This window comes from Stenotrophomonas sp. 05L414_2 (genome assembly GCF_056397905.1).
This window is the reverse complement of record NZ_JBFTOJ010000072.1, coordinates 25,061-34,494: the sequence shown is the minus strand read 5'-3', so window position 1 is coordinate 34,494 and position 9,434 is coordinate 25,061. Positions and strand designations below refer to the sequence as shown.

General features: G+C 66.3%; 9 protein-coding genes and 1 pseudogene. 6 read left to right on the top strand and 4 right to left on the bottom strand.

The features are described 5' to 3' along the window. Positions 1-1,332, top strand: a pseudogene (smeE, locus tag AC1DJN_RS11970) (multidrug efflux RND transporter permease subunit SmeE); the annotation flags it as partial. Between the two features lie 70 nt (positions 1,333-1,402). After that, entirely contained in the window at positions 1,403-2,803 is a 1,401-nt protein-coding gene (gene smeF, locus AC1DJN_RS11965; RefSeq protein ID WP_117311417.1) for a multidrug efflux RND transporter outer membrane subunit SmeF, read from the top strand. 103 nt (positions 2,804-2,906) lie between these two features. Here the strand turns inward: smeF and AC1DJN_RS11960 are convergent, their stop codons facing one another. The 4 genes from AC1DJN_RS11960 to AC1DJN_RS11945 form a co-directional block, all read right to left on the bottom strand. Beyond that, positions 2,907-3,329 carry a low affinity iron permease family protein gene (locus AC1DJN_RS11960; RefSeq protein WP_025877275.1) on the bottom strand — a complete coding sequence of 141 codons (423 nt, stop codon included), beginning with the start codon at positions 3,327-3,329 and terminating at the stop codon, positions 2,907-2,909. A gap of 72 nt (positions 3,330-3,401) precedes the next feature. Beyond that, entirely contained in the window at positions 3,402-3,728 is a 327-nt protein-coding gene (locus AC1DJN_RS11955) for a hypothetical protein (RefSeq protein WP_025877273.1), read from the bottom strand. Positions 3,729-3,802: 74 nt separating this feature from the next. Next, a complete protein-coding gene (locus AC1DJN_RS11950; RefSeq protein ID WP_025877271.1) occupies positions 3,803-4,063 on the bottom strand; it encodes a hypothetical protein in 261 nt (86 codons plus the stop codon). 199 nt (positions 4,064-4,262) lie between these two features. Then, on the bottom strand, positions 4,263-4,715 hold the full coding sequence (locus AC1DJN_RS11945) for a nucleoside deaminase (RefSeq protein WP_005411083.1): 453 nt from the start codon (positions 4,713-4,715) through the stop codon (positions 4,263-4,265). An 80-nt stretch (positions 4,716-4,795) separates the two neighbouring features. Between AC1DJN_RS11945 and ubiE the strand changes: the two genes are divergently transcribed. From ubiE to AC1DJN_RS11925, 4 genes are all read left to right on the top strand, one after another. Next, complete coding sequence (gene ubiE, locus AC1DJN_RS11940) at positions 4,796-5,557, top strand: bifunctional demethylmenaquinone methyltransferase/2-methoxy-6-polyprenyl-1,4-benzoquinol methylase UbiE (protein WP_478039244.1); 762 nt, start codon at positions 4,796-4,798, stop codon at positions 5,555-5,557. Positions 5,558-5,859: 302 nt separating this feature from the next. After that, positions 5,860-7,788: a M1 family metallopeptidase gene (locus AC1DJN_RS11935; RefSeq protein WP_442252017.1), complete on the top strand. Its 1,929-nt coding sequence runs from the start codon at positions 5,860-5,862 to the stop codon at positions 7,786-7,788. Positions 7,789-7,914: 126 nt separating this feature from the next. Next, on the top strand, positions 7,915-8,646 hold the full coding sequence (locus AC1DJN_RS11930) for a lipoprotein (protein WP_032976539.1): 732 nt from the start codon (positions 7,915-7,917) through the stop codon (positions 8,644-8,646). After that, positions 8,634-9,263: an HAD family hydrolase gene (locus AC1DJN_RS11925; protein WP_345774644.1), complete on the top strand. Its 630-nt coding sequence runs from the start codon at positions 8,634-8,636 to the stop codon at positions 9,261-9,263. The genes AC1DJN_RS11930 and AC1DJN_RS11925 overlap by 13 nt, the downstream gene beginning before the upstream one ends. Positions 9,264-9,434: the final 171 nt, after the last annotated feature.

Below are 9,434 nucleotides of genomic sequence, written 5' to 3'. Positions count from 1 at the left end.
ACCCAGGAGCGCACGCTGGAATCGATCGCCGCGCTCGAAAAGCACTTCATGGAAAACGAGAAGGGTGCCGTCGAGTCGGTGTTCTCGGTGCAGGGCTTCAGCTTCGCCGGCATGGGCCAGAACGCGGGCATGGCCTTCGTCAAGCTGAAGGACTGGAAGGATCGTGACGCCGACAACGGTGTGATGCCGATCACCGGACGCGCGATGGCCGCGCTGGGGCAGATCAAGGATGCCTTCATCTTTGCCTTCCCGCCGCCGGCCATTCCGGAACTGGGCACGGCCTCCGGCTACACCTTCTTCCTGAAGGACAACAGCGGCCAGGGCCACGAGGCATTGCTGGCGGCCCGCAACCAGCTGCTGGGCCTGGCGGCCGGCAGCAAGAAGCTGGCCAACGTGCGACCGAACGGCCAGGAGGACACGCCGCAGTTCCGCATCGATATCGATGTGGCCAAGGCCAGCTCGCTGGGCCTGTCGATCGACCAGGTCAACACCACCCTGGCCACCGCGTGGGGCAGCTCGTACATCGATGACTTCATCGATCGCGGCCGCGTCAAGCGCGTGTTCGTGCAGGCTGACCAGCCGTTCCGCATGGTGCCGGAGGACTTCGATCTCTGGTCGGTGAAGAACGACAAGGGCGAGATGGTTCCGTTCAGCGCCTTCGCCAGCAAGCATTGGGACTACGGCTCGCCGCGCCTGGAACGCTACAACGGCGTGTCGGCTACCGAAATCCAGGGCGAACCGGCCCCGGGCGTGGCGTCCGGTGATGCCATGGCCGAGATCGAACAGCTGGCCAAGCAGTTGCCGGCGGGCTTCGGCGTCGAGTGGACGGCGATGTCCTACCAGGAACGCCAGGCGGGCTCGCAGACGCCGCTGCTGTACACCCTGTCGCTGATGATCGTGTTCCTGTGCCTTGCCGCGTTGTATGAAAGCTGGAGCGTGCCGACCTCGGTGCTGCTGGTGGCGCCGCTGGGCATCCTCGGTGCGGTGCTGGCCAATACCTTCCGTGGCATGGAGCGCGACATCTATTTCCAGGTGGCGATGCTGACCACGGTGGGCTTGACCAGCAAGAACGCGATCCTGATCGTCGAGTTCGCCAAGGAGCATCTGGAGAAGGGCGCGGGGCTGATCGAAGCGACGATGCACGCGGTCCGCGACCGTCTGCGCCCGATCATCATGACCTCGCTGGCCTTCGGCATGGGCGTGCTGCCGCTGGCGATCTCCAGCGGTGCCGGCTCCGGCGCCAAGCAGGCGATCGGCACCGGCGTGCTCGGCGGCATGGTGGTCGGCACCGTACTCGGCGTGTTCTTCGTGCCGCTGTTCTTCGGCTGCTGATCGCTTGATGCGAATCCAATGAGGTTGCCGGCCAGCGGCCGGCACTACCTCCTGCCATCCGGCAGTACCGATGGAAGTCATTCCAATGAAAAGTGCATCTCTGTTCCTCTCCATCGCTGCGGCACTGGCGCTTGCCGGCTGCGGCACCCTGGCGCCGAAGAACACCGCAGTGGCCCCGGCCATTCCGTCGCAGTGGCCGGCCGAAGCCGCGCAGGGCGAAGTGGCCGATGCGGCCGCGGTCGGCTGGCGTGACTTCTTCACCGACGAGCGCCTGCAGCAGGTGATCGGCCAGGCGCTGGACAACAACCGCGACCTGCGCGTGGCCGTGCTCAACGTCGAAAAGGCGCGTGGCCAGTATCGCGTGCAGCGCGCAGACCGGGTGCCGGGCGTGGCCGTGACCGGGCAGATGGACCGCCGCGGTGGCGACGTGCCGGTCACCGAGCAGTTCAGCGCGGGCGTCGGCGTGGCCGAGTTCGAACTGGACCTGTTCGGCCGCGTGCGCAACCTGAGCGAAGCCGCGCTGCAGCAGTACTTCGCTGTAGCCGCCAACCGCCGCAACGCGCAGCTGAGCCTGGTGGCCGAGACCGCCACCGCGTGGTTGACCTACGGTGCCGACGCGCAACAGTTGAAAATCGCCGAAGCCACGGTGAAGACCTATGAGGATTCGCTGCGCCTGGCCGAAGCACGCCATGAACGCGGTGGCAGTTCGGGGTTGGAACTGACCCAGACCCGCACCCTGGTCGAGACTGCGCGTACCGATGCCGCACGCCTGCGTGGGCAGCTGGCCCAGGACCGCAACGCGCTGGCGCTGCTGGCCGGTGGCCAGCTGGATCCGGCGCTGCTGCCGGACAGCATCGCGCCGCAGGTGCTTGCGTTGGCACCACCGCCGGCTGGCCTGCCCAGCGACGTGCTGCTGCAGCGCCCGGACATCATGGCGGCGGAGCATCAGCTGTTGGCGGCCAATGCCAACATCGGTGCCGCACGCGCTGCCTTCTTCCCCAGCATCTCGCTGACCGGCAGCATCGGCAGTGGTTCGGGTGAATTGTCCGGCCTGTTCGACAGCGGTACGCGGGTGTGGAGCTTCCTGCCGAAGATCACCTTGCCGATCTTCCAGGGCGGCAAGCTGCGCGCGAACCTGGCCGTGGCCAACGCCGATCGTGATATCGCACTCGCGCAGTACGAAAAGTCGATCCAGAGTGGTTTCCGCGAAACCGCCGATGCGCTGGCATTGAATGTCAGCCTGGATGAACAGGCGGCCTCGCAGCAGCGCCTGGTGGAAGCGGCCGAGCAGGCCAACCGCCTGTCGCAGGCGCGCTATGACGCGGGCCTGGACAGCTTCGTCACCCTGCTGGATGCACGTCGTACCGCCTACAACGCGCAGCAGAGCCAGCTGCAGACGCAGCTTGCGCAGCAGGCCAACCGCATCACGCTGTACAAGGTGCTGGGCGGCGGCTGGCACGAGCGCGGGTAAGCGCGCAGACCGGTAGTGCCGGCCGCTGGCCGGCAGCGCGCGGGATCAACAGGGATCGTGCAGTTGCCGGCCAGCGGCCGGCGCTACCGGTCAATGAGCAGGGCTACACCGCTTCGTCGTCGCGCCGCTCGGTGCGGCAGGCGCGTACCCGCGTCAATGCGTCGCCGGCTTCGCGCGCCATCCTTTCGTACTCGGCGCGGATCTCTTCCAGGCGCTCTTCGTCCAGCTCTTCCAGGTCCAGCAGCTCGTTGTTGGCCTCGGCGGTGGCGCGGATCAGCTCGTCCAGCTTGATCTGCATCGCCGCGGTGTCCGAGTTCTGCGTGTGCTGGATCAGGAACACCATCAGGAAGGTGATGATSGTGGTGCCGGTGTTGATCACSAGCTGCCAGGTGTCGTTGAACTTGAATATGGGGCCGCTGATGCCCCACAGCACGACGATCGATACTGCGGCCAGGAAGGTCCACGGCGAGCCGGTGGCGGCCGCGGCCTTCTTGGCGATCGTATTGAACAGGTTCCTTGCGCTCATCGTCATCGTTCCACGGGAATGGCGACGATCATCGGCACATGGCCGTGCAGGTGCCGTGCAGCAGGCGTGGACTCAGGCGCGCAGGCGCGGTGCTTCCTGGCTGCGCACCGGGCTGGCCAGGTAGACGTGCTGCCAGCAGCGTTCGACGAATTCGCGGGCCTGCGCTTCACTCAGGCGCGGCATGATCTGCAGGGCGTACTGGGTCTGGAACAGCTCATCGCGCTGGGCGTTGCTGGCGCGTGGCTGGGTGATCAGCGAATCACAGGCGAACTTGATCCACGGGACATAGGTGCCGAACGAGGTGTGCGCGAGTGCGCCATCGGCGTGCTGGCGGCGCCAGTAATCCAGCTCCGCATCGACATTGATGACAGGGGGAATGGCGGGAACTTCAGCGTGCATGACGATCCAATCGGTTGGAGGTGAAGGGAGTGGGGGCCCATTACAGTGTGGCCCGGGCGGCGGTGCATGCCGCGTCAGCGTGATGTGCAGCCAGCGTGGCGATGGCGCAGCAGCTGTGCGTGTTCAACCGCACCCAGGCGTTCGGCCATGGCGGCCATCGCATTGCACAGGCGCACCAAGTCGCGGGGATGGTCGTGCAGCAGATCCTGCTGCATGTCCTGGTAGGCGCTCCAGAAAGGGGCACTGCGCTGGTGCAGTGCGTATTGCTGCTGCAGTCGGCTCCAGATCGCGGCGAGGGCCGGGTCACTGCGAGGACGTACGGCATGCGCTTGCATGGTCGGCTCCAATCCGGGGCGGGGGCCCGGTTGCATTCCACCCTAGACGTCGCTGCGCAGCAGGATGTTAGTGGCGCGTGTTGACCGCACGCAGCTGACTGCGCAGCAGTTCACGTTGAAGCGTGCAGACGCTGCCGGCACAAGGCTGTGCCGGCACTGAAGCGTTCATCAAGGCGGGCTCATCAGCCGTGGCGGATGCTCATTCGCCGATGTCTTCGTTCCAGATTTCCGGATGTTGCGCAATGAAACCGCCAAGCAGGTCCACGCATTCCTGGCTGTCCAGGTCGATCACGTTGACGCCGTTTTCCCGCAGCCAGTCGATGCCGCCCTGGAAAGTGCGCGATTCGCCGACCACCACCGTGCCGATGTTGAACTGCCGCACCAGGCCCGAGCAGTACCAGCAGGGGGCCAGGGTCGTGACCATGATGGTGTCCTGGTAGCGGCGCTGGCGGCCGGCCTTGCGGAAGGCATCGGTTTCGCCATGCACGGACGGGTCACCTTCCTGCACGCGGCGGTTGTGGCCGCAGCCGAGCAGGCGGCCGTCGTTGTGGTACAGCGCCGCGCCGATCGGCACGCCGCCTTCGGCCAGCCCCTGGCGGGCTTCGGCAATGGCGGTCTGCAGCAGGGCCTGGTAGTCGGGCGTGGTGATCATGCGGGGCTCCGGTAGGTCGTGGGGCGCCATGATACGGCCAGCGTTCCCCGCAGGGGCCCGGCGGTGCGATAATCGGGGGCATGAGCGAATCCCCCTACAAATCCGGTACCACCCATTTCGGGTTCCGCGACGTTGACGCCAAGGACAAGCAGAAGCTGGTCGGCCAGGTGTTCACGTCGGTCGCGCGCAACTACGACCTGATGAACGACCTGATGAGCATGGGCGTGCACCGGGCATGGAAGCGCTACTACGTCGCCACCGCGCAGGTGAAGCCGGGTGACCGCGTGCTCGACCTGGCCGGTGGCACCGGCGATATCGCCGCGCTGCTGAAGGAGCGCGTCGGTGCCGAGGGCTCGGTGGTGCTGGGCGACATCAACGCCGGCATGCTGTCGGTCGGCCGTGACCGCCTGACCAACCGCGGCCTGGTGCTGGGCCTGGACTACGTGCAGTGCAACGCCGAGGCCCTGCCGTTCCCGGACAACAGCTTCGACCTGGTGACCATCGCCTTTGGTCTGCRCAACGTGACCGACAAGGACGCTGGCCTGCGCGAGATGTTCCGCGTGCTGAAGGTGGGCGGCCAGGCCCGCGTGCTGGAGTTCTCCGAAGTCACCGCCGACTGGTTCAAGCCGATCTACGACTTCCACTCGTTCAAGATCCTGCCGAAGCTGGGCAAGCTGTTCGCCAACGATTCGGACAGCTACCAGTACCTGGCCGAGAGCATCCGCAAGCATCCGCCGCAGGAAGAGCTGAAGGCGATGATGGGGCAGGCCGGCTTCGAGCGCTGCCACTACAAGAACCTGACCGGCGGCATCGTCTCGATCCACTCCGGCTACAAGCTGTAAGCCTTGACGGTCGCCGGGCATGGCCCGGCGCTACCACGCAACGTCCAGGCACGGTCCTGGTAGGTGCCAACCTTGGTTGGCACACGCCCGTCCGCGAGCGCTGACAGGTCCGTGCCAACCAAGGTTGGCACCTGCCAGAAGCAGCAAGTTCGGCACGTGGCGCGAGCGATGATGGATCCGTGCCAACCAAGGTTGGCACCTACCGGGCCATCGCGGGGCCGGCCATTACCCCGCACCGCGCAACGCTTCCCGGTCGGGGGAGAGGTACCATTGGGGTTTGTTCCCCGTAACGGTCCCGATTCATGCGCAATCCGCTGATGCTCCTTCCGCTGGCCGTGGCCCTGGCCGCCGGCTGCTCCCAGGAGGCGGCCGCACCCGCCGCCGCTCCGACTGCCCAGAAGGCTCCCGCCGCCCCCGTGAACGCCGAAAACCGCAGCCACGATGAAAGCTCGTACGCCGAGCCGGACAAGGTCGTCGTCAAGGACATCGCGCTGGACCTGAAGCTGGACTTCGACCAGAAGCAGATCGGCGGCACCGCCACCTACACCCTGGAATGGAAGCAGAAGGACGCCAAGCAGCTGGTGCTGGACACCCGCGAGCTGAGCATCGCCAAGGTCGAAGCGATCGCCGCTGACGGCGCGCGCAGCTCGCTGCAGTTCGTGCTGGCCCCGGCCGACAAGGTGTTCGGCAGCAAGCTGACCATCGAAACCCCGCAACAGCCGGCCAAGGTCGAAGTGACCTACCACACAGCACCGACCGCTTCGGGCCTGCAGTGGCTGGCGCCGTCGATGACCGAGGGCAAGAAGCTGCCCTTCATGTTCAGCCAGTCGCAGGCGATCCACGCCCGTTCCTGGGTACCGCTGCAGGACACCCCGAGCGTGCGCTTCACCTACAGCGCGCACGTGGTCTCGCGCCCGGACGTGATGGTGCTGATGAGCGCCGACAACGATCCCAAGGCCGCGCGTGACGGTGACTACACCTTCAAGATGCCGCAGCCGATTCCGTCCTACCTGCTGGCCATCGCCGCCGGCGACCTGGTGTTCGAGCCGATCTCCGGCCGCTCCGGCGTCTGGGCCGAGCCGACCATGGTCAACAAGGCCGCCAAGGAATTCGAAGACACCGAGAAGATGATCGGTGCCGCCGAAAAGCTGTACGGCGAATACCGCTGGGGCCGCTACGACATGCTGGTGCTGCCGCCGTCGTTCCCGTTCGGCGGCATGGAAAACCCGCGCCTGACCTTCGCCACSCCGACCGTGATCGTCGGCGACAAGTCGCTGGTATCGCTGGTCGCCCATGAACTGGCACACAGCTGGTCGGGCAACCTGGTGACCAATGCAAGCTGGAAGGACATCTGGCTCAACGAAGGCTTCACCACCTACGTCCAGGGCCGCATCACCGAAGCCCTGTACGGCAAGGAGATGGCCGAGATGGAAAAGCAGATCGACCAGACCGATCTGCTGGCCGAAGTGAAGGACATGAGTCCGGCCGACCAGGCGTTGGCGCTGCCGCCGCTGAACGAACGTGACCCGGACGAAGCCCTGAGCCAAGTGGCTTACGTCAAGGGTTCTTGGTTCCTGGAATTCCTGGAACAGCGCTTCGGCCGCGAAACCTTCGACCCGTTCCTGCGCGGCTGGTTCGATGACCACGCCTTCCAGAGCGCCAACACCGACCAGTTCGTCGAGTACCTGAAGAAGAACCTGCTGCCGAAGAATCCGTCGGCGGTGACCGAGGCCGAACTGAAGGCGTGGCTGGACGAGCCGGGCATTCCGGCGTTCGCAGCCAAGGCGCAGTCGCGCAATTTCAGCAGCGTCGATACCGCGCGCATCGCCTTCGCCAGCGCCGGCACCGTGCCGAGCAGCCAGGTGATCGCCGAGTGGAGCACCCAGGAGTGGGTCCGTTTCATCGACGGCCTGGGTGCCACCCAGCCGTTGGACAAGCTGGCCACGCTGGACAAGGCGTTCCACTTCACTGGCACCCCCAATGGCGAGATCGCCATGCGCTGGTACCCGCTGACCATCCGCAGCGGCTACGAGCAGGCCAATGAAGCGGCCGCTGCGTTCATCGAGCGTGTCGGCCGTCGCAAGCTGATCCTGCCGATCTACGCCGAACTGGTGAAGACCCCGAAGGGTCTGGAGCTGGCCAAGCAGGCCTTCGAGAAGGCCAAGCCGGGCTACCACCCGATCACCACCGCCTCGGTGCAGGACATGCTGGCCAAGGCTGAAGCCAAGTAAACGGTAGTGCCGGCCGCTGGCCGGCAACCCGATACTGCTTTACCAGCAACGGCGGGGAAACCCGCCGTTGCTGTATCCGCTTTTCGCTGCCGATAGAATCGGGATGCACCCGTAAAGGACTCCGCCATGAAACGACTGATCCTGCTCACCGCCTGCACCCTGGCCCTGGCCGCCTGCAGTAACCCCGAGGAAGAGCGCAAGGCGCAGGAAGCCGCCGCGGCCGCCGTGCAGGCGCAGAAGGAGGCCAAGGCCGAAGACGTGGCCAAGCAGTACGACATGGCCGTGGCCGCGCAGGACTGGGAGCGTGCGCGCCTGCATGGCGCCTCGCTGCTGGACCAGTACAAGGACACCGCCGCCGCCGAGCGCATCGCCGCCGGCTTCGACGAGGTCAAGGCCAAGGGCGATGCCGCGCGCGACCTGCGCCGCATGCAGGCGCTGTGGCAGTACAACCAGATTCCGGTTGGCAGCAAGGGCAACCAGGTGTCGGCGCAGATCTTCAGCAAGGAGCGGGTGGATGTGGATGGCAGCGGCGCCAAGCCGGTGCAGCTGGTGTTCCGCGACCACCCCGAATGGAAGCGTCATGCCTACCTGGTGCTGCAGGCCGGCGATTTCCGTTGCCCGCAGTGCACGGTGAAGGTCACGGTGGACGGCGGCAAGCCGGTCTCCATGGCGGCCTGGCGGCCGAAGACCGACGAGGCGATCGCCATGTTCATCACCGACCAGAAGGCGTTGTGGAAGCTGGCAGCCAAGGGCAAGTCGATCAGCATCGAGTTCCCGGTCAAGGCCGGTGGCACGCGCACGGCCGTGTTCGAGACCGGTGGCGTGGATGCCAGCCGCATGCCGGCGTGGTGGCGTTGACCGTGCAGGCACCGGCGGCTGCGTCGTCGCTGTCGGCGATCCGCCACTGGGTGTTCGACATGGATGGCACGCTGACCGTGGCGGTGCATGATTTCGCGCGGATCAAGCGCGAACTGGCGATTCCGCAGGAGGATGACATACTCACCCACTTGGCCGGGTTGCCGGCCGCAGAGGCCAGCGCCAAGCACGCCTGGCTGCTGGCGCACGAGCGTGCGCTGGCCGCTGCTTCCCAGCCGGCAACGGGAGCGGTGGCGCTGGTACGCGCGCTGCAGGGCGCCGGCTGCCGGCTGGGCATTCTGACCCGCAACGTGCGCAGCCTGGCCCAGGTCACCCTGCAGGCGATCGGGCTGGGCGACGTCTTTGCCGAAGACGACATCATCGGCCGCGACGAGGCCGAGCCGAAACCCTCACCGGCCGGCCTGCAGTACTTCCAGCAGCGCTGGCAGGTTGAGCCCGCGCAGGTGGTGATGGTGGGCGATTACCGCTTCGATCTGGAATGCGGCCGGGCGGCGGGCAGCCGTACGCTTCTGGTCAATGCTCCGGAGAACCCGTGGCCGGGCATGGCCTGTTGGCACCTGGCCGATTGCGGGGCGGTGCTGGAGCGCTGGGGAGGCTAGCGCGGTGCTCTGCGCGCGCGCTGGCGGGTAGCCAGGGGCCGCACCTGCAGTCAACTGCCGACTGTCATCACAGTGTATTGTGCGCGGTCGGTTGAAGCTGAGGTGGATGCTGAAGGTGCCGGCGGGAAGTTTCGCTGCGCTGGTGGTTGTGTCGGGTAACACGTTGTCCGG

Excerpts from the sequence above, each read along its gene's own strand:
- AC1DJN_RS11945 (WP_005411083.1), bottom strand. The coding sequence starts at position 4,715 with ATGATCACCACGCCCGACTACCAGGCCCTGCTGCAGACCGCCATTGCC.
- AC1DJN_RS11955 (WP_025877273.1), bottom strand. The coding sequence starts at position 3,728 with ATGCACGCTGAAGTTCCCGCCATTCCCCCTGTCATCAATGTCGATGCG.
- AC1DJN_RS11930 (WP_032976539.1), top strand. The coding sequence starts at position 7,915 with ATGAAACGACTGATCCTGCTCACCGCCTGCACCCTGGCCCTGGCCGCC.
- AC1DJN_RS11950 (WP_025877271.1), bottom strand. The coding sequence starts at position 4,063 with ATGCAAGCGCATGCCGTACGTCCTCGCAGTGACCCGGCCCTCGCCGCG.
- smeF (WP_117311417.1), top strand. The coding sequence starts at position 1,403 with ATGGAAGTCATTCCAATGAAAAGTGCATCTCTGTTCCTCTCCATCGCT.